Source organism: Nocardia sp. NBC_00565, from assembly GCF_036345915.1.
In the GTDB taxonomy this organism is placed as follows: Bacteria; Actinomycetota; Actinomycetes; order Mycobacteriales; family Mycobacteriaceae; genus Nocardia.
Genome location: NZ_CP107785.1, coordinates 1 through 17,273, shown reverse-complemented (window position 1 = coordinate 17,273; position 17,273 = coordinate 1). Strand labels below are relative to the sequence as shown.

The window sequence follows — 17,273 nt, the reverse complement described above, 5'->3', positions numbered from 1 at the left end:
GAGTTCCGGTCGACACGCGGGGCAAATGGTCCTTTGAGTGGCGTCGGCCATGACGGCTCCGCCCGCCTCCAACGGCATGGTTTCCGGGCTAGCCATCACGACACCTCGAACAGTGACGGTGCCGCCAACTCCGCCTCGAGACGGGTGAGGCTGTCCACTGCGGTACGCCAATATGATGGCTTCAATTCGATCCCGATCGCCCTGCGCCCCAAGCGGACCGACATGTACAGCTCGGATCCGATCCCGCCGAACGGTGTGAGAACCAACTCGCCCGGATTGCTCCACAGCCGCACGCAGCGCTCGATGAAACCCAACTGCAGTGGCGCTATATGCCGCTCGTCCGCTTGCTCACGCGCGACTCGGACATTGAGCGTGTCCGTCTCCTTGATCCCGAACCACACTGGACAGAGGTTCCCGTCCTCGCCGATCCATCCACCCTCCTGATGGTCGGTCCAGATCGGGCTTGCCCAGTCGATCCAGTCGTCGTTGGTGACTTCACCACGAGTCGCCTCGTGTGGGATCTTCACCGCGTTGTCGCCGGGCTTCTTGAACACCAGCAGGTAGTCAGCCAATGCTGGCCGGATACGAGCGGAGTCCCGGTTCTTGCTGGCGAACGCCAACTGCTGCGACTTCGTCCGGATCGACTGTGCTTGCGGGTCCTTCCAGATGGTTACCTCGCCGAAGAAGATCCACCCGACCGACTGGAACAACCGAATGACATCGCCACGAAAATCGGTGAGCCCGATATACCCGTCAACGGCCTTCTTTGTGGCCACCTGTTGCACATGGATGCAGGCGATCCGACCAGGTTTGGTCACCCGCAACTGGTGCTCGACGATGAACCGGTAATGCTCCAGGAACTCGCCTCGCGAGGAACTATTGCCGAGGTCCCGGACTGATGGGCTGTAGGTGTAGAGGCTGTCGAACGGCGGGCTACACACCGACAGGTCGACACTGTCATCCGCTATTTCGGCGAGCCGCTCGCACGAATCACCGAGTTTGAGTTCCCAGTTTCTTCCGGCTGCGTCGTCTGTGATGTACGAGTTCATACTGCTACCTCAAATTGTGTGCGAGCGCGGCGCATCTCGGCGACCAGGGCGGCGGTAATGTCACCGGCTTGGCGTTCTTTGCGGGAAATGTTCGCGGCGATTTGGGATTCGAGTTCGGACAGGATCACGTGCGCCTCAACCACTCTGGTTTGCCCGTATCGGTAGCAGCGGCGGATCGCCTGGTAGTACTGCTCGTACGAGTCGCCGAGCCCGACGAACGCCATCTTGTGGCAGTGCTGCCAGTTCAAGCCGAGAGACGCGATGCTCGGCTTAGTGATGATCCGGCGGATTTTGCCGTCCGCGAAGTCCAGCAGATGCTGCGACTTCTCTTCTGGCGACAGCCCACCGTGCACGTTGACCGCGTCGGGGATCATGGCCGCAAGAAGGTCAGCTTCAGCGTTGAGTCCACACCACAACAGCCACGGCTCATCCGGCTCGTGGGCGACAAGCCGTGCGGCTTCAGCGACCCTCGCGTTCAAGGTCTTCCTGCGAACCTCTGCGCGACCGCTCACGCCACCTATCTCGGTGGCAAACAACTGATCATCGGGCACCACATCGACCGCCAGCAGGTGCGGAACAATCTTCAACCCCGGCAGGTCGTATCCGGTGTCATCGCCGCCGACATCCGATGGGCGAGTCAGGGCAACCGCCCACTGTGCCATCCAGCGCATCATCGGCGCCTTCGCGTGGCCCTTGAGCCTCCACCCGTCAGCGTCGTGGATGAAGTACGCAGCCAGCATGTGCGCGCGGGACATGCGGCCCAGGAACTCAGCCTGGTTCGTTAGCTCTTCCGGGTCATTTGGCGCTGGTGTCGCTGAGCATGCCAACCGATGCGGGACCGCACGGAAGTGCTCGATCAGCATGGAGCGGGTCTTGCCGTCGGACTGCTTCAGGATCGAACTCTCATCCAACGCAACAGCATCCAGCTTGTCGGCGTCGAAGTGGGGAACCATCTCGTAGTTGGTGACCCACACGCCGGGTCCTTCGATCTCCGCGCCGGAGCGGACATAGGTCGCCGAGACGCCGACCTTCGCCGCCTCGCGGACTGTCTGCTGACACACCGCAAGCGGCGCCACGATTAACGCCGTGTCGCCAGACAGGCGAGCCCACTCGACTTGCATTACGGTCTTGCCCATCCCCGTGTCCGCCCAGAGCGCCGCGCGGGACGCTCCTACTGCCCACTGGACGAGTTCGGCCTGCCATGGGTGGAGCATCGGATGGATGGCGGTGAGGTCCACGTACCGGCCTGCCTGTTCCACGCGCCTCTTTTTCCCTTGTAAGAATTCTGCGTACGCGGTCACCCCGCACCCCCTGCTATCTCGCTGATGATGTCCGGCGGGTTGTCGTCGTAACGCTCGATGAAGCGCGGCGGAAGATCGCCTGCCAGGACATTCCCCGCGATCACGTTGCCGTCCATCCATGTGACCGGAACTGACCCATCCGTCTCCAGCCACAACGCCGTCTTCGTGATGTCCACCGCGACAGGGTCAATATCGACACCAAAAATGCAGTCGAGGGCCAGGTCGGCAAACAGGCCGCGCCGCACCACATCCTGCGGAACGTGCCCGCCCGTCATCTCATTGATCTGCGCGGCCTGTGCGACCAGGAGCTGTCCGATCAGTGCGTGCGCTTTCTGTACCAGCATCACGCCAGCGCCGCACGCGGGGTCTATCGCGACAATGTCGGTCGGATACACACCAGCGAGCCGGGACTCCTCGATCTCGGCAGTGAATCGGGCCATGAACCCCGCCAGCGGGTTCGGGGTGTAGTAGGAACCTTGATCGCCCCTCTTGCCGGACTGCCCGCCTAACAGCAGCTGATGGACCTCTCCGACCATTGCGATGGTGTCCACCGGCGGCAGGCCAGATATCGAAACTGGCCATGGGAGTTCAGTCCCATGCGCAGCGGCCACGCCATTCAGCAGACCTCGAATCGCTTCGCCGTGGTCAACCCCGAGCTTGCGTATCTGTTCCGCTGCCCCCTTCGCCGAGATGGTCATGCTGCCCTTCCCTCGATCGGGCGGATACCGCCGGCATCGTCGAGCAACACCAGCCGGCCGCGGTACAGGACAGGGACGTCGACGGCGGTCTGTGTGCCGTTGCGCGACACCAGCCAGCCGTTGCGGTACGCGTTGGTCCGGTACGCCTCCACATGCTCATGACAAGCCGCAGCGAGCCCTAACCCGTTGGCGGCCCGGTTCACCCATGGCGCTTTCGTCCCGCCGAGGGATCGGGCGCCGCGGTGATGCCAGTGCTCGATAGGGCCGCAGTCGTCGATCTCGCAGCGGCCACCGGCGCGCACGAACATGAGAGCCTTCACCGGTTTCGAGAAGCCCTCCGGTGCGCGGCGGGCTGTCTTGCTCGCGCGCTTACGGCGCGGCTGCACCTTCGGCCACATCTGCCGGGCGATGTCCTTCGCCAAGTTCTTGGCTGAGGGATGGACGGTCATGCGCCCTCACCTCGCCCAGCAACGCCGTACATCTGCCGCACACTGGCGCGCCTACGCCGGTCGCGTGTCCGCGCGCATGTTCGGCACCGACGGCAGTTCCGCTTGGCGTCGTAGGCGATGTTTTCCCCGACCAGTTCATGCCCGTACTTGCAATGGGTGCGCATCTCCCCGTGCAGCCCGCGGCGTGTATTCTCCTTCGGCGTCACGGCTTCCAAATGGTCAGGGTTGACGCAGGCTCGGATATGGCAGAGGTGATCAACCTGCAAGCCCTCGCCGATGGGGCCGGTATGCAGTTCGTAGGATGCGCGATGGGCAAGCTTGCTGCCTCCAGGGATCAGTGGCAGTCGGGATGCCAACTTGCCGTAGCCGTTCTCCTTCTGGATCTCGCCCGTCCAGATCCAACAGCCGCCGAGTCCGTTCTTGTTGACGCGCGACCAGAAGCTCTCTTCGGTGGTCGTCCGGCGGGTCGCCAATGGGTCGCCGCTACGCGCCAGCCGAGCGGCGTGGACTGCGCAGTATCCGTGGGCATGGTTCCGCTCGCCGCAGCTCTTGATCGAGCAGGTCCGATTTCGGCGCATGGCCGAGCCTTGACATGCATTGGAGCAGAACTGCGGTGCGCCCCGTTGGGCGAACTGTGCTGGGGTGCGGGTCTTCTCCACGACCGTGCCGCATGTCTTGCAGGTGATGGTGAATCTCACTCGCCCCTCCCTGCGACGTTGTACGCGCTGACAACCGACTTGTTCACCGACTGCAGCGCGCGAAGCTCAGCCTCGAGCGCGCGAGCGCGCCGGTCCGCGTACCTGTAGGCTGCGTCGGCGTCATCCCGAGCTGCCCTTTTGGACTCGGTCCTCAGCTCGGCGTGGTACTTCCGCTGCTGCTGTGGCATCCCGTCGGCGTCCACATATGCGAGGGCGAATGCGACGTCGTACTCGCGATCGGCGTCGAGGTAAGCCTTGTATCGTTCGCCACACACCTTCACGCCTTCGGCGATCTGGTTGGCGCATTCCCTGATTGCCTCTTCGATGCGAACCGGGTTGTAGTCGGTGGTCATGACTTTTCGCCCGCCATCTCGCGGTAGTGGGCGGTGAGATTCTTGATCGCCTCGACATCAGCGGACTGACCAATGGCTCCGTGTCCGTCAGCGGCGAACCGCTCAGCTGCTTCGTCAGGCTGGATACCGATCTTCTTCAGCAATTGCGACAGCTCGATCCGCGCGGCCTTCACGGGGTCGATCGGTTCCTCACGGCCCTGCATCTCCTGCGCCGAGGCGATGCCGCGCTTGGTGTCGGCAGCCAGGGCGGCGACGAGAGCCCTACCCCAGGCGCTGGTCTCGGCGTTTTGTAGCTCGCTGAACTTCGTGAACGATGTACGGCCGGGGACGATCTCCCACGCCATGCCGACGCCGGGGCATGGATCGTCAGGTGTGCGATAGAAGGCGGCGACCACGACGACGTAGGTCTGGTCGCCGATCGTCTCGATCCGGTATGGGTGAGCCTTATCCCAGGGCTGGAACGACCCTTTCGGGTAGACGCGTTCTGCATCGCCGCGGACATCGACGATGCGTTCAGCGACGTCAACGTAATTCATGTCGATGCTCACCGGAGCAGCTCCTCAGCGTGGTAGCGCGCCCGAGAGGTCAGGCGCATGGAGTGGATGAAATCGCCGTAGCCAGGCCAGTAGTCCTCGGCGGTGCAGGCGGCGTAGATCTCGATGGCCAGGCGATTGAGCTGGCGGCCGATCTCGATGTCCTCGCGTTCGAACTCGTGCACCGACACCAGGTGCGGCGGCTCTTTCTCCAATGCGATGAACACGAACCGCGGATCCACGTCCAGCAGGTCGCGAGCGCCGTCGATATACCAGGCGGCTTGCTGGTGGTAGCCGATCGAGGACGCTGATGCACGGAACAGTTGCGGGTCTGCGGCTTTGGTCGTCTTGAGGTCGACCAGCATCAGCGGACCAGACTCGATCATCCAGTCCGGGCGCGACCGCAACCGAACCCACGTCGCCGGGTCCGTCCAATACATCGACACCTCGGGGCGGCCTTCGGACAACAGGTCTCGCGCTTGTGCGTTGCGGGGGACCGCCTCAGCCATGGCGTGTGCCTTCTTCACCCCCGCGGTGAGTAGCGGCACCTTGCCTGCCTTGTAGGCGTCGGCGCGCTGCTTCTTCGCGTCGTTGGTGCGCCACGAGGTGGCCTTCACCTCGTCGATCTCCAGACCCGTGCCGAGCACCAGGGCGTGCACGGCGTGGCCGAGGTCGTAGTCCTCGTTGGAGTCGGGCGGGTTGTCGCGCTCCCACTTGAATACCGCAGGACAACTGGGCGGCAGCAGCTTCCGGCCGCCCGACGATGACAACGAATTCCTGTCGCCGTGATAGACCGCATCGCTGATGCCGTCGAAGACGCCCGGCGTGGTTGGCGCTTCGTAGATCTCGCGGTCGTCGACCTCCCCGCCGCCTCCACAGTGTGGGCAACCCTCGCCGCGGCAGAACGGGCAGTCGTGCACAGCAGGGGTTGTCATGCACCCTCCTCGATGAAGTCGGCGATCTCGGCGCGCGTGGAACGGCTGAAATTGGCAGCGAAACCTGGGTGCTCAACGTCATCGACGCTGACGCGGATCCGGCCGTCGACGTCGTGCTCGACGGTGAAACTGGAACGTCCATCAGTCCATGTGCGGCGCCAGTCCTGGGCGCCGGGGCGGCTCATCCCTGAACCTCCAGCAGCTCGAGAAGGTCTGCCGGTTCGGGATCAGCCAACTGCTGCAACGTCAGCCGGACCAGGGCCGCGAGATCACGCGTGTCCTCCGGGTAGGTCCGCCACCATGTCAACGCCTGATCGCGCACCTCAGCGGGGACCGATTCGCACCACTGCTGCAGGCTGCCGTAGCTCACCCGCGCCTCACGAAGCAGCTCCCCCTGGCGCCATCTGATCGGTTGGCCCTCCGGCCGGCGGTCGCCAGCCGTTGCCCATGCGACCGGGATCCATTCGTGCCACTGCCCGGTGACCGCGGTCTTCGTGAACTGGTAGGTGAATCCGCCACCACCACCGCTGCCGTGCCCGTCCCGCAGGTGCTCGATGCCGCCTTCTGGGTCGGCGATGCAGTGCCCGACGTACTGGGGTATGCGGCGCAGTAGGTCCCGCTCGTTCTCGGTCAGGCGGGTCATGACGCCGCTCCTACTGGTTTGACGCGCGACGCTGCAGCGGCCTCAGCGCGGCGGCCGAGCTGCAGCGTGGACGTTGTCGGGTCCAACCACACAGCGAGGCACATGATGATCTGCGCCATCCGCTCTGGGTCTCGCGCGCACTGCAGGGCCAGGTGCCGGTACAGCTGCATCGGGTCGCTATCGCGGACCTGCTCGGCGAGATCCAGGGCAGCGATGGCGATCTTGTGGTGGTCTTCGTAGCGGGCCATCACGCCACCCCATCGGCGACAGCACGCAACGCGCGTTCACACTCCGGTGTCAGCGAATGGCTCGAAGAGTTGTCGCCAAGGTCGACACCAGCGACCACACCGTGTGCGGCGTTGCGTCGGATAGCGTCATCTGCGCATTCCCGCCGGACCTTGCAAGGTGTGCAGACCGCGACAGCTACCTGTACCTGCTTCTGCCGGTTGACGGAATCGACGCGTCCGGGAGGGAAGAACGTCTCGGGATATATCGACCGGCACGCAGCCTTATCGCCCCAGTGCTCGCTCACTTCTTCCTCCCCTCGCAGTTGGTGCAGATCGTGTGACCGCGCGAATTCCGGATCGTGCTGGACTTGGCGCTCGTGGTGCCGCCGCAGTGAACGCACACCTGGGGTGCGTCAACACCGTTCGCGAGGTCCAGGTTCAGTTCGCGGCGTTCGTCGATCAGGCAGTTGTGGCAGCGGCACGGACCGCTGCGTTCTGCGTCATCCAGGACATCGGCGTGGCTCTCACCCCTCGCGATACGCGTGATCGTGGATTGGTGCACACAGAAGTTGCGGGCGATGTCGGCGTGAGTCCAGGCCTGGCCGATGAGGACACGGATCTCCCGGACCTCGTCATCGGTGAGGCGGGCGCGGACGGTATTCACATTGCCTCCATCCGGTCTGCGATGTCCCAATCCCGCTGCCGGTCAGGGTCGTACGGGATCTCTTCGCCGTCGTCCTCCTCGCGCGCGGGGGCACAGGAGTAGTCGTCTCCAGGGCCGAGGATGATCGCCGCGACGGCGATCATCAGGAAGCCCACGGCGACCAGTTCCCAGCCGCGCCCGAGCAGCGCCAACCACAGGCCGGTCATGGAACACCGACCAATCCCTGAAGCTCGGTGCCGACGGCGCGCAGCTCGGCGCACTCATCGGATGCGAGGGCTTCAGCGAACCGGCGGACCTTGTCGAGGATTTCGTCGCGGGCATGGTCGGCGGCGAGATGCTTCTCGGCGGCTGCGATCAGTTCGTCGCTCACGCCACAACCTCCCCTGCCGGACGGGAGGTGACGATGGCGTGCAACATCATCCGCACCCACGCCCCGACAGGTTGTGTCTGCCAGTCATAGGAGTCTCGGCGTACCGTCTCCTGCCCGGCAGCGTTAGTGATGCGAGCGCGGATAGCGACACCACCAACCCAGGCCACGGTCAACGTCTGGGCGTTGTACCCGAACACTGTCCGGGTCTCGTCCTTCCAGATGACCCAGCCGAGATCGATTGCGAGCACCTCTATCTCGGTGCGCTCAGTGACGTCACAGGCAGTCATGTGCGTCCCCCGCAACTCGATACTCGCCGCATTCGGCACAGACCCGGCCTTGCAGCACTGAGGACACCCAGCGCCCGACCCCTGCCCCGTTGGTGGACTGATCGCGGACCCAACTGAGCCCGCCAGGCTCGGTCGCCATCGCAACGGTGATCACACCGTCCGCCGACCACCGCACCGAGACGACCCATCCGGCCCTGGCCATGTACATGACGTTGGGTGCGGGATGCAGAACGCTCCATCCGAGCGCGTGCGCTTCTCGTTCCAGACTGACTCGCTCGCTCAGCTCTACGCGGCCACGGTCGAGCAGCTGCTCGACGCGCAGCGAATGTGGTTCAGATGCAGTCATGTGTTTCCTCCCGAGGTGCATAGACGCCCCGCCCGCACGGGCACGGCTCAAACGACAGGCAGGGGCAGCCGACAGAACCAGCACGCTGGACCGCTACCTGACCGGTGCGGCCGGGCTGCTCATATGGCTGCCACCACGGATCACGACTCATCGGTCGCTCGCTCACTGCTCGGCCGGAAAGCTGGCCAGGCGCCAGCCAGCACCGACAGCAAACGTCGCCAGAACGACGGGCCCTCATGCGCGTCCATCGGTCAACTCCCGTCCGGCCGTGCGGAATTTGCCGCAGTAACAGCGGCCGGGCTCGTGCACCGCAGCCGCTAGCGCGCAGAACGCCCCACTGGCCGTGTCAGGATCTGGGCTGAAAACGATGTCGCCGCGGTCGTCCTCGATCAGCTGGTGGCCGGTCAGCACCCACTCGTGCATGTCGGCGGGGCAGGCTGTTGGGATCTTGTTGAGCAGCACCGCGATCTGCTGCCGGTCCTCACGCGTGCCCATCAGTCACCGCCTCGGGCATCAGATACGGCTCCACGGTCGGTGTGACACCGTTGGCGAGGCATGCCGGGCATATGTCACCAGAGCAGGCGGCGATGAACCAGCCGCGCCCGTGAAATACCTCCAGGTCCGGCTGCTTCGGGAACACCTCCGACGCGGTAGCGCAACCCTCCTCGTCGCACACCATGACCCAGTCACGGTTCGTTTCGCTGACATGTTGGCGGGTCATCGCTGATCACCTGCGTCCACGCTCGGACGGTTGGCGGTGATCTTGTCGATCAGCCGCGCCGCATCTTCACTGGGATCGGCGATGTCAGCCTGTCCGTGATCGGCAGCCTCGGCCCCGCTGGCGAACAGCGGCACCGGAGATTCGTACTCGAACACGGTGCGGCTCACCCGGCCAGAGGCGACGGCGATCCGCAGTCCGATCGAGCTATGCCCGTGGCATCCAACCCATCCCGCGCACAGACGGGAGCGCTCGTCATCAGCGTCGTGCTGATGGCAATAGAACAGAGCCGTCATGCGTGCCCCGTGCTGGTCGTCGAAGTCGCGGAGCTTGTCGTATTCCTCGGCCGCCCAAACCCCGGACGGGACATCGCGGCGGTAGGGGCAGGACTCGCAAGGGCGAGGGGCAGGAGACTTCATCGCTCAGACCTCCCGTCGTGCTGGCGCTCCCACTCGTCCGGGGTCAGCCACTCCGCCCACCGCGCAATAGCGGCCGGGTCGGTGTAGACAGGCTGGGGCTTGCGAAAGTGGTGAAGGGCGTTCTCTACCGCCTCGGCGGCCACCTCGGGCAGGTGCGGCATATGCAGATGCTTGGTCACGCCGACACCACCGCCCGGTAGCGACTGATGCCCCACACGATCGCGTAGCAGGCACGCAGATAGTGGATGGACCAGTCGGTGAAGTTCCATTCCCATGTGTCGCCGAACTCGAACAGTTCGCCGTCGTTGTCGCGATACGCGAAGGTGTTGAGCGCAGTGCGGGCTTCGTCCTGGCATTCGCCGTAGTCCAGAACGTCTTCGCGGATCGCACGGAACAGGCGCGCGGACTCCCCCTTGTAGGCGTGACGAATGTCCCAGAAGTATTCGACAACCCGCTGCTTGAACAGGTCGTCGGAGAACGCCCGAGTCGGGCCGCCCGCCTGGATCTTCTCGTCCCAGTAGCCGGGGTTGATGTAGTCCGGATTGCTGCCGAAGAACTGAAACATGTCGTCGAGCCGGGCGAAGATGTACGACCCTCCGATATCGCCTTTGATGGCAAGGCTTCCCGGCCAGGTGACAAGCTCGAACCAGCCGACGCTGCCGCGCGCACCGAAACGGAGGTGTCGATACAGGCCCTCGTCATGAAGGACCGTCATCTCCTTGCCCTTGACGTATCCCAGGAATGACCGCTTCGCGTCCTGCTCTATGGAAGTCATGCCACCCTCCCGTGCATCAGAGTCCAGATCTCCCAAGCGATCTCATGCGCGCGGTTGTTCTCGGGGTTCTCCCGCATCAACTGCTCGAGGTAGACATCGATCTGGTCCGGCCCGACCGGTCCGGTGATGTAGTCCGCGATCCCTCGCTCCGTCGACCCCTTCGGCATCCGCCCCAAGTCGTCGACGTATGCCTGCCACGGCGCGCGCCTCCAGCCCCTCATGACTGCACCTCGGCAGTCAGAGACGCCCGCAGGGCGAGAGCGGAAGTGACGGACGCACCGAGCAACTCCAGCAGGGTTTGCGCATCCGCCGGCGAGAGCTGCACCCGGGCTTGACCGCCCAACCACACCGTGTGCACGTCGGTGGGCGGATCCCACTCGACCTGGATGTCGGAGGAGGAGAACTCGGCTTGCTTGAAGTTGACGACGCTGCTCACGGCTGCACCGCCAGTTCCGCAGCGCCGATGAGCCACAGCAGTTCCCACGCAACCTCTGCGGAACGGGAATCCGCCGGACAGTTACGCATGGTGCCGTGCAGGAAGGCGACCACCTCGTCCTCGTCGGTCAAAGTCTTGACGTGGGCGGCGATTCCGTAGCCGGTCGAAGTCGGGTCGGTGTTCAGCAGGGCGATCACGAATTCCGCCCAGTCCGGCAAACGGGATGTGCTCATGCCTGCACCGCCTCTGTGTTCGGGCACGGCACGTTGCTGCCGCCGCCACCGGCGGTGTTGCGCCTATGGACCAGGCCATGTCCGTTCGTGTGGCCGCAGTCCGGGCAGAACTCGGGGGCCGACGGCTCCCCGTCGACAATGGTCGCGGCGAGGACTTCGGCGGCTCGCTTGCTGGCGAGGTCTTTGATCCCCTTGCCCAAGGCGTCGTGCAGCGCGCGGGCGTCGGCGTCGGTCAGGTAGATCGAGACTCGCGTCTCGAAGCCCACGAGGAATCCGACGCAATGCAGGCTCTCGTTCGGGAACCAGTTCACGTCGATACCGTCGGCGGTGATCGGGACGTGACGCAGGCTGATGAATGACTCGGTCATGACTGGACCGCCTCAGCGAGCAGGGACGGCAGCAGACGCTGGGCCGTCACGAACTCCGGCGTCTCCGGGGCGTCCTCGAACAGCACCGTCAACAGCAGATCCAAACCTTCGGGAGCCTCATGCTCCTCGACGTAATGAGCAATGCGGTATTGCACGGAATCCTCTGCGGCGGAAAGGAACTCAGCGAGTGCGGTTTGGCACGCGGGCGTGTGGATAGTCATTGCGGTAGACTTTCTTCTTGGCATTTAGTTATTTGCTGGCTGTCGCGGATTGGGCCCGCGGCGGCCGATCCCGTTTTCACGGGAAGTGGGAGGCGCACCCCGAATCGGCGAGATCGTCATCACGTGACGATTCGGGGTGCGCAGCCTCATCGCCGGAGCTAGTCACTGGCAATGAGGAAGTCAGGGCATCGAGTGCCGCCTGGGCGGTGCAGCATTCGCACCACCGGTCCGCCGTCCATGGGCAGTCAGGCGTCAAGGTCGGGTCATCCCAACAGCGCGAACCGCTCCAGACTCGTGAGCACCGGTCGCCCGCGATCAGCTTCAGCAGATCCAGCACCGCCAAGATCGCGGCCGGACGTACCGCGGCGCAGTACTCGCCGGTCGCACCGCCGAGCATCCCGTCGACACAGCCAGACCAAGCATCGGCACCGCCCCCGTCATACGGCCAACCAGGCTCACGGGTCTCAGCGAGCGCCCGGTGCGCGAGGTCGGCCAACCGATCGGCGGTCATCGCTGCACCCCGCCGCACTCGATACACACCTGCGGGTTCAGCCACCGGAAATACCGGTGGCGGTGGGACGCATCCTGCGGGACCTCTACATCGGTGAGGGGTCCGACGGAGATCTCCTCCGCAGGATGCGCCCCTTCACCCTCGCCGGCGGCGCGTTCAGCGGGGAGTTCCGCCGGGAGGGAGTTCGGGGTGGGCAACCGTTCGGCGATATAGCCGTCGACGGTCGCACCGAGTTCGGCGCGCAGCAGGGACCAGAAGGTGCGGAGGTTCATCGACGTGCCCCCTTGCCGCGCAACCGGTCCCGCCACAGTTCGACCGCAATAAGTCCAGGAACAGCTACAGCACCACCAGCGGCATAGGCCAACGAGCACCGCAGAATCGCCACGAAAAGATCAGCGTCGATCCACCCCGGCAGATACAGGCACCAGCCGATAACACTGACCACGGCAGCCGGGTAGAGCACGGACGGCAGGCTGGCCTTTACCGCGTCGGAGGTGTATTCACGCAGACGAGACACCTTCGTGGACTGGTTGCTCAGGTAGCTGATGTTCGAGTCGTCGCTCATCGCCGCCTCCCGAACAGGGTGCGGCCGACGAGACCGAGGATCACGGCGACAACCGACGCCCACACGCCGAGGAAAATGCAGATACCGGTGATCACCGCTCCGCCCTCCGCTCCGCACGCTCGAGCAGGGCATCCCACAGCAGGACAGCAGCGCTGACCACGAGCACGGCCGCAGCGGCAGTATCAGGACGGGCCTTCGATGGGGCGGTCATGCAGCACCGCCGTTCGCCCACTGCTCAGCGCGATTCGCACCATCAGCGACGGATGCGTTGTATTGGTCGATCATCGCCAGACCAGCGGCGATCTTCCGTTCGGCTGCGAGCGCGCGGCGGTGATCCGCAGAAGCCTCTGCATTGAGCACAACAATCAGCCGCTGAATTTCGTCCAGCGTGCACTCACGGAACCGCTTGCCGAGCCGCCGCCACACGATGGCATCCACCTGGCGCTCACGATCGGGATCAATAACCTCGGCTACCGACTTGCCCCAGACATTCATGCCGACCCCTCCATCCCTGGAAGGACCATGTTGTCGGCGTCAGCAAAATCGCTGGTGGCAGCCAGCTTGTCGGCGTCGACAACCTGAGCGACCTGCGCCGATCCGATCTGACGGGGCAGCGCCAACGTGCCGTTCGCGTCGATGTAGCGGACGATCCGCTCCCAGGCGTACTGCTGGCCGCGCGCCGTCAACTTCCCGGTCGCATAGTTGTGGCCGCTGTCGGAAGTTCCTTGGGCGTTGTCGGCGTAGCCCTTCTCGATCGCCCACGCTGTCGCCTCGCCCGAGTCGCCACGTCTACCGCGCACGAACAGGCCGAGCTTGAGGGTCGACAGGAAGTCATTGACGTGGTCACGCTTGACGACCACACCGTGGTTCTTCTGCGCCCACGCCTTGACCTCACGGAAGAACTGGGTCCTGGTCTCCATGCCGGAGCCGCCAGCGTGCTGCTTCGCGCGCTCCACCATCGGCCGGTCGGCTTCGACCTGCGCGGCCAACTCTAGGGCTCGGCGCTCAGAATCCATTGCGATCTCAAGGATTTGCAGCCGCGTGAGGTTCGCCGGGTCGAGAGTTCGCTCGCGCTCTTCGGAGTTGAGGAGGTAGTCACGGACGCGACGCGCTACGTCGGAGTCGCGCAATAGCATTCCGATCCGCAGCACTGCGCGGCGGGGGAACAGGGCGATCTGCCGGGCGCGCGGGTCCAGATTTGAGAGTGAGCCGTATTCACTCTCAAATGCCGACCGGATCGTGACGCGGTAACCGTCGCTGTCGAGCTCGGCGCGATTGTCGCTGACGACTCGACGGATGAGTTCGACACTCACCTCGTAGAACTCGGCGGCCATCTCCGTGGTGACGTACATCCCGCCCGGGAGGGAGCGCAACACCCCGACCTTGTCGAGGACATCGGTGCGTGCGGCGAGGGCATCGCGTTCGGCGCGGGCAGTGGCCAGGGTCAAGTCGCTCATGCCACACCGCGATTCGCGGCGACGTCACGGTCGACCTGCTTCTCGCTGGGCAGAGATGCGAAGAGCCGCTTCAGGTCGTCGGCGTCGATCAGCAGAGTCGACCCGAGATAGCGGGCAGCGAGGTGGCCTTCACGAACCAGCTTCCGGAGCGTCGACTCGCCAATGCCAGTGGCCAGATGGGCTTGGCGCACGTTGTAGGAGATCTGCTGAAGCGTGGCCTGGATGGCTGTGTCGACTGACTGACTGTTCATGCCGCGACCTCTGACACCAGGTCCATGGTGCGGCAGCCCAGCGCGCGTGCGATCCGGCCGAGTTCTTGCAGCTTCCAGGGTCCGCTGGCCATCCTGCGAAGCAAGGTCGCCTTATGGATTCCGGATGCTGTGGCTAGTCCGTCTAGGTCTACGCCAGCTATGCTCATGGCACGCAAGATGTTCTGCGTCGCCGCCTCGTCGAGCTGTTCCATACGGAGTAGATTACGCTCGATTTGGAACCCGAGCAACCCCGAAGTGAACTGTTTCTATCGTGAGTTCGCAAGAATGCATATCGGCCAAGACTTGCGCGAGGGCCGTTCGGAACTCAAACTGTTCCACATGGATAACGACGCTCTGGCCGCCGCCATCAACAAGGCCATCGGAGACGAGCTGCGCGGGCTGCGCGGCAAAAGGGGGCTGTCCCGGCCAGAGCTCAAGGAACTAACAGGCTTGGGGCTCAGCACGATCCAGCGTTTCGAGAACGGCGAACGATCACCAGATCTTCAGCAGCTGGCCGCAATCCTCAGGGCGCTCGACATGCCGCTACAGAAGTTCCTCGGCCTCGCCCTAGGGGATATCGAGGGAGTCGAATAACGCGATCGGGCTAATGCCCATCACGACAGCGCCCACGATGAGGTCGCAGACCGTTTCCCGTCTGTGCCGGAACCTCGTAGCTGCCGCGTGCCCGAGTGCGCAGTCCAGTGCGGTCGGGCTCAATCTGAGCAACGCCACCGAGAGGGCTTCTGGGCTAACGCAATTGCGGTCCGCCGGGTCCGATAATCGTGCCAGGTTCGCTGTCGGTCCGGCCTCATCCCTGTTCACACGTCACTCTCCAGTTACCAGGCCCCGACCCAGTTCTTGATGTACAGACATCGTTGAGATGTAAACCAGAGCATAGGTTGTGCTGGAATGATCCTGAAGCGGTTCGGCGAACAAAACCGGCGAATCGGTTCGGACTGGGCGGTCTGAATATCCTTCGCAATCACCCAGCAAGCCAACGTTTTTCGCAGTCCATACCGAACCATGCACTGCTCTATGTGGTCACTTGCAAGCACATATGCACTGGCATAGCGGGCTAACCGGCCGGTAACTGATCCGACCCTAACCTTCGAGTTATCCGCATACAGCAAACATCCGGATGATGGCACCATCGGAGATTGCAATTCGATCAACATTCCGACCGTCCAGCGGGCAACTCAATGCTCGAGCTTCAGCAAACCATCCAGGCTGCCGAGAGACCTCCGCTGCGCCTCGAGGTTGACTTGCTGGTAACCGCGAGTCGTCACCACGTTCGAATGTCCGAGGATCTCCTGAATGATCCGTGCGTCAACCCCGGCCTCCATAAGAAGTGTGGCCGTGGTTCCACGCATCGCGTGCACATCAACCGGATCGATCCCCGCGCGAACCTGCGCGGCCTTCCAGCTGGCCAAGTCATCCTTGTTCGAGATCGGCTTGGGCCCCTTGAATCTCGACTTCTCGGTAGGCACCGTCACCCAGACGAGCCCCCATGGGTTCGACGGCGCACGATCCCGATACACGGTCAGGATCGCCGTCAGCGGCTCAGGAAGCGGAATCAGGCGCTGAGACTTCACTGTCTTCGGCCGCTTCAATGCCGCCCCGCGCCACAACGGGATCAGTTCGAATCCGTCCGGAACCTCGAACCGGTCCGGATCGTCGGACTTGCACTCCGGCTTGAGCTTGAGCCAGTCGAGCTGCCATGCCAGATCCAATGTCCCGTCTTCGAGATTCACCCTGTCCCATTGCAGGCCGAGCAGTTCACCCTGGCGACCGCCCAGCATCAGCCCAGCCGCCCACCTGGTTACCATCGGATCCTTGTCCTCGAGCGCCGAGCGGAGCACCTGCCTGGCCTGCTCGGCGGTGAGTGCGCCGTGAGACTGCGAGGTCACGCCCGGCTTGCCGACGAGTTTGCACACGTTGCGGTGAACTCCCTTGTCCCCGTCCGACATCGCGTCCGCCAGCGCTTTGGACAAGACGTTGTGCGCCTCCTCCACCGAGCGCGTGCTGTACGTCTTGACCGTCTTGCCACGCTTGTAGGTCGCCGACCTGATCCACTTGTGCATCTGCCGGACATCATCGGTGGACAACTCGGCCAGCCGGCGCCCTCCGATCGCGGGCACTATGCGAGTGTCGATGGCAGAGCAATAGTTCGCGTATGCCCCCGGGTCGAGGCGCGGTCTGGCGACCTGCTCCACCCACGTCTTCAGATACGCCTTGACCGTAAGCCTCCGGTCGGCCTGTTCGATGATGCCCTTTGCGATATCATCCTTGACCTTGTTGAGTTTCTTGACGGCTTCTGCTTGGTCGGAACTGTAGACGGGTTTGGTCTTGCGCCGCTTGCCATCCGGGCCCTTCGGTAGTTCGATCTGCCCCACCCACATGCCGTCCTCGCCGCGCTTGTACAACGCACCCTCCCCGCGCGCACGCCGCGGCTTGGGTTTCTCGGTGGCCAACTTCTTCAGCAGCCGCTCGACCGCGGCGACGCGCTTGATCAGCTCGGCATGACTAGGCGCGGTGACATCGACTCTGCGCTGCCAGATTCCATCCCTCTGCCCGATCTCATGAGCTTCGTCGGCGCGCTCTTCGGTCATGGATGACAGCTCCTACTTGTGCGATTCCTGCCCTTGTCCAACTGTAGGCTGAAACTGTAGGCTACTACAGACTGATACAGATTGCTCCAGCCGTCACGGCTTGATCTGCGGTCCACCGGAAAATACCCCTGACCAGGGGATTCGCCTCGATTCTAAG

At 63.9% G+C, this 17,273-nt stretch carries 35 protein-coding genes; 1 reads left to right on the top strand and 34 read right to left on the bottom strand.

Translation table 11 applies throughout. The annotated features are described in order from the left end of the window. Nucleotides 1–95: 95 nt before the first annotated feature. The 33 genes from OG874_RS00170 to OG874_RS00015 form a co-directional block, all read right to left on the bottom strand. A complete protein-coding gene (locus OG874_RS00170) occupies nucleotides 96–1,049 on the bottom strand; it encodes a DNA-methyltransferase (RefSeq protein WP_330253065.1) in 954 nt (317 codons plus the stop codon). Beyond that, complete coding sequence (locus OG874_RS00165) at nucleotides 1,046–2,350, bottom strand: DEAD/DEAH box helicase (protein WP_330253064.1); 1,305 nt, start codon at nucleotides 2,348–2,350, stop codon at nucleotides 1,046–1,048. The genes OG874_RS00170 and OG874_RS00165 overlap by 4 nt, the downstream gene beginning before the upstream one ends. Next, nucleotides 2,347–3,048, bottom strand: coding sequence for an N-6 DNA methylase (locus OG874_RS00160; protein ID WP_330253063.1), 702 nt, complete (start codon nucleotides 3,046–3,048; stop codon nucleotides 2,347–2,349). Before OG874_RS00160 ends, OG874_RS00165 begins: the two co-directional genes overlap by 4 nt. Further along, complete coding sequence (locus OG874_RS00155; RefSeq protein WP_330253062.1) at nucleotides 3,045–3,497, bottom strand: hypothetical protein; 453 nt, start codon at nucleotides 3,495–3,497, stop codon at nucleotides 3,045–3,047. Before OG874_RS00155 ends, OG874_RS00160 begins: the two co-directional genes overlap by 4 nt. After that, complete coding sequence (locus OG874_RS00150; RefSeq protein ID WP_330253061.1) at nucleotides 3,494–4,195, bottom strand: HNH endonuclease signature motif containing protein; 702 nt, start codon at nucleotides 4,193–4,195, stop codon at nucleotides 3,494–3,496. Before OG874_RS00150 ends, OG874_RS00155 begins: the two co-directional genes overlap by 4 nt. Beyond that, entirely contained in the window at nucleotides 4,192–4,548 is a 357-nt protein-coding gene (locus OG874_RS00145; protein WP_330253060.1) for a hypothetical protein, read from the bottom strand. The genes OG874_RS00150 and OG874_RS00145 overlap by 4 nt, the downstream gene beginning before the upstream one ends. Further along, nucleotides 4,545–5,096 (bottom strand): hypothetical protein, encoded by a 552-nt coding sequence (locus OG874_RS00140; RefSeq protein ID WP_330253059.1) that lies wholly within the window; start codon nucleotides 5,094–5,096, stop codon nucleotides 4,545–4,547. Before OG874_RS00140 ends, OG874_RS00145 begins: the two co-directional genes overlap by 4 nt. Next, nucleotides 5,093–6,016, bottom strand: coding sequence for a PD-(D/E)XK nuclease-like domain-containing protein (locus tag OG874_RS00135; protein WP_330253058.1), 924 nt, complete (start codon nucleotides 6,014–6,016; stop codon nucleotides 5,093–5,095). Before OG874_RS00135 ends, OG874_RS00140 begins: the two co-directional genes overlap by 4 nt. Beyond that, the gene (locus OG874_RS00130; protein ID WP_330253057.1) at nucleotides 6,013–6,201 is read right to left on the bottom strand and encodes a hypothetical protein; all 189 of its coding nucleotides are present in this window, start codon (nucleotides 6,199–6,201) and stop codon (nucleotides 6,013–6,015) included. The genes OG874_RS00135 and OG874_RS00130 overlap by 4 nt, the downstream gene beginning before the upstream one ends. Further along, entirely contained in the window at nucleotides 6,198–6,659 is a 462-nt protein-coding gene (locus tag OG874_RS00125) for a hypothetical protein (RefSeq protein WP_330253056.1), read from the bottom strand. Before OG874_RS00125 ends, OG874_RS00130 begins: the two co-directional genes overlap by 4 nt. Beyond that, a complete protein-coding gene (locus OG874_RS00120) occupies nucleotides 6,656–6,907 on the bottom strand; it encodes a hypothetical protein (RefSeq protein WP_330253055.1) in 252 nt (83 codons plus the stop codon). The genes OG874_RS00125 and OG874_RS00120 overlap by 4 nt, the downstream gene beginning before the upstream one ends. Then, nucleotides 6,907–7,191, bottom strand: coding sequence for a WhiB family transcriptional regulator (locus OG874_RS44560; protein WP_442943246.1), 285 nt, complete (start codon nucleotides 7,189–7,191; stop codon nucleotides 6,907–6,909). Before OG874_RS44560 ends, OG874_RS00120 begins: the two co-directional genes overlap by 1 nt. Further along, complete coding sequence (locus OG874_RS00115) at nucleotides 7,188–7,550, bottom strand: helix-turn-helix domain-containing protein (RefSeq protein WP_330253054.1); 363 nt, start codon at nucleotides 7,548–7,550, stop codon at nucleotides 7,188–7,190. The genes OG874_RS44560 and OG874_RS00115 overlap by 4 nt, the downstream gene beginning before the upstream one ends. Further along, nucleotides 7,547–7,756: a hypothetical protein gene (locus OG874_RS00110; RefSeq protein WP_330253053.1), complete on the bottom strand. Its 210-nt coding sequence runs from the start codon at nucleotides 7,754–7,756 to the stop codon at nucleotides 7,547–7,549. Before OG874_RS00110 ends, OG874_RS00115 begins: the two co-directional genes overlap by 4 nt. Continuing rightward, a complete protein-coding gene (locus OG874_RS00105) occupies nucleotides 7,753–7,920 on the bottom strand; it encodes a hypothetical protein (protein WP_330253052.1) in 168 nt (55 codons plus the stop codon). Before OG874_RS00105 ends, OG874_RS00110 begins: the two co-directional genes overlap by 4 nt. Then, nucleotides 7,917–8,168, bottom strand: coding sequence for a hypothetical protein (locus OG874_RS00100; protein WP_330253051.1), 252 nt, complete (start codon nucleotides 8,166–8,168; stop codon nucleotides 7,917–7,919). The genes OG874_RS00105 and OG874_RS00100 overlap by 4 nt, the downstream gene beginning before the upstream one ends. 25 nt (nucleotides 8,169–8,193) lie before the next feature. Further along, on the bottom strand, nucleotides 8,194–8,553 hold the full coding sequence (locus OG874_RS00095) for a hypothetical protein (RefSeq protein WP_330253050.1): 360 nt from the start codon (nucleotides 8,551–8,553) through the stop codon (nucleotides 8,194–8,196). A gap of 234 nt (nucleotides 8,554–8,787) precedes the next feature. Continuing rightward, nucleotides 8,788–9,048: a hypothetical protein gene (locus tag OG874_RS00090; protein ID WP_330253049.1), complete on the bottom strand. Its 261-nt coding sequence runs from the start codon at nucleotides 9,046–9,048 to the stop codon at nucleotides 8,788–8,790. Beyond that, a complete protein-coding gene (locus OG874_RS00085) occupies nucleotides 9,035–9,274 on the bottom strand; it encodes a hypothetical protein (RefSeq protein ID WP_330253048.1) in 240 nt (79 codons plus the stop codon). The genes OG874_RS00090 and OG874_RS00085 overlap by 14 nt, the downstream gene beginning before the upstream one ends. Next, nucleotides 9,271–9,690, bottom strand: a complete 420-nt coding sequence (locus OG874_RS00080) for a DUF6283 family protein (RefSeq protein WP_330253047.1) — start codon at nucleotides 9,688–9,690, stop codon at nucleotides 9,271–9,273. Before OG874_RS00080 ends, OG874_RS00085 begins: the two co-directional genes overlap by 4 nt. Next, nucleotides 9,687–9,869 carry a hypothetical protein gene (locus OG874_RS00075; RefSeq protein ID WP_330253046.1) on the bottom strand — a complete coding sequence of 61 codons (183 nt, stop codon included), beginning with the start codon at nucleotides 9,867–9,869 and terminating at the stop codon, nucleotides 9,687–9,689. Before OG874_RS00075 ends, OG874_RS00080 begins: the two co-directional genes overlap by 4 nt. Beyond that, a complete protein-coding gene (locus OG874_RS00070; protein WP_330253045.1) occupies nucleotides 9,866–10,465 on the bottom strand; it encodes a hypothetical protein in 600 nt (199 codons plus the stop codon). Before OG874_RS00070 ends, OG874_RS00075 begins: the two co-directional genes overlap by 4 nt. After that, nucleotides 10,462–10,686 carry a hypothetical protein gene (locus tag OG874_RS00065; protein ID WP_330253044.1) on the bottom strand — a complete coding sequence of 75 codons (225 nt, stop codon included), beginning with the start codon at nucleotides 10,684–10,686 and terminating at the stop codon, nucleotides 10,462–10,464. Before OG874_RS00065 ends, OG874_RS00070 begins: the two co-directional genes overlap by 4 nt. Then, the gene (locus tag OG874_RS00060; protein ID WP_330253043.1) at nucleotides 10,683–10,901 is read right to left on the bottom strand and encodes a hypothetical protein; all 219 of its coding nucleotides are present in this window, start codon (nucleotides 10,899–10,901) and stop codon (nucleotides 10,683–10,685) included. Before OG874_RS00060 ends, OG874_RS00065 begins: the two co-directional genes overlap by 4 nt. Next, on the bottom strand, nucleotides 10,898–11,134 hold the full coding sequence (locus OG874_RS00055) for a hypothetical protein (protein ID WP_330253042.1): 237 nt from the start codon (nucleotides 11,132–11,134) through the stop codon (nucleotides 10,898–10,900). The genes OG874_RS00060 and OG874_RS00055 overlap by 4 nt, the downstream gene beginning before the upstream one ends. After that, nucleotides 11,131–11,502 (bottom strand): hypothetical protein, encoded by a 372-nt coding sequence (locus OG874_RS00050; RefSeq protein WP_330253041.1) that lies wholly within the window; start codon nucleotides 11,500–11,502, stop codon nucleotides 11,131–11,133. The genes OG874_RS00055 and OG874_RS00050 overlap by 4 nt, the downstream gene beginning before the upstream one ends. Next, nucleotides 11,499–11,723: a hypothetical protein gene (locus OG874_RS00045; RefSeq protein ID WP_330253040.1), complete on the bottom strand. Its 225-nt coding sequence runs from the start codon at nucleotides 11,721–11,723 to the stop codon at nucleotides 11,499–11,501. The genes OG874_RS00050 and OG874_RS00045 overlap by 4 nt, the downstream gene beginning before the upstream one ends. A 76-nt stretch (nucleotides 11,724–11,799) precedes the next feature. Further along, entirely contained in the window at nucleotides 11,800–12,234 is a 435-nt protein-coding gene (locus OG874_RS00040) for a hypothetical protein (RefSeq protein ID WP_330253039.1), read from the bottom strand. Beyond that, nucleotides 12,231–12,506 carry a hypothetical protein gene (locus OG874_RS00035; RefSeq protein ID WP_330253038.1) on the bottom strand — a complete coding sequence of 92 codons (276 nt, stop codon included), beginning with the start codon at nucleotides 12,504–12,506 and terminating at the stop codon, nucleotides 12,231–12,233. Before OG874_RS00035 ends, OG874_RS00040 begins: the two co-directional genes overlap by 4 nt. After that, the gene (locus OG874_RS00030; protein ID WP_330253037.1) at nucleotides 12,503–12,799 is read right to left on the bottom strand and encodes a hypothetical protein; all 297 of its coding nucleotides are present in this window, start codon (nucleotides 12,797–12,799) and stop codon (nucleotides 12,503–12,505) included. The genes OG874_RS00035 and OG874_RS00030 overlap by 4 nt, the downstream gene beginning before the upstream one ends. 207 nt (nucleotides 12,800–13,006) lie before the next feature. After that, nucleotides 13,007–13,294 carry a hypothetical protein gene (locus OG874_RS00025; protein WP_330253036.1) on the bottom strand — a complete coding sequence of 96 codons (288 nt, stop codon included), beginning with the start codon at nucleotides 13,292–13,294 and terminating at the stop codon, nucleotides 13,007–13,009. Beyond that, a complete protein-coding gene (locus tag OG874_RS00020; protein WP_330253035.1) occupies nucleotides 13,291–14,256 on the bottom strand; it encodes a hypothetical protein in 966 nt (321 codons plus the stop codon). Before OG874_RS00020 ends, OG874_RS00025 begins: the two co-directional genes overlap by 4 nt. Beyond that, nucleotides 14,253–14,507 carry a helix-turn-helix domain-containing protein gene (locus OG874_RS00015; RefSeq protein WP_330253034.1) on the bottom strand — a complete coding sequence of 85 codons (255 nt, stop codon included), beginning with the start codon at nucleotides 14,505–14,507 and terminating at the stop codon, nucleotides 14,253–14,255. The genes OG874_RS00020 and OG874_RS00015 overlap by 4 nt, the downstream gene beginning before the upstream one ends. A 165-nt stretch (nucleotides 14,508–14,672) precedes the next feature. On the opposite strand from OG874_RS00015, the gene OG874_RS00010 reads away from it, so the two are divergent. Beyond that, on the top strand, nucleotides 14,673–15,101 hold the full coding sequence (locus OG874_RS00010) for a helix-turn-helix domain-containing protein (protein WP_330253033.1): 429 nt from the start codon (nucleotides 14,673–14,675) through the stop codon (nucleotides 15,099–15,101). 602 nt (nucleotides 15,102–15,703) lie between these two features. Here the strand turns inward: OG874_RS00010 and OG874_RS00005 are convergent. Continuing rightward, nucleotides 15,704–17,116: a tyrosine-type recombinase/integrase gene (locus OG874_RS00005; RefSeq protein WP_330253032.1), complete on the bottom strand. Its 1,413-nt coding sequence runs from the start codon at nucleotides 17,114–17,116 to the stop codon at nucleotides 15,704–15,706. Between the last annotated feature and the right edge of the window lie 157 nt (nucleotides 17,117–17,273).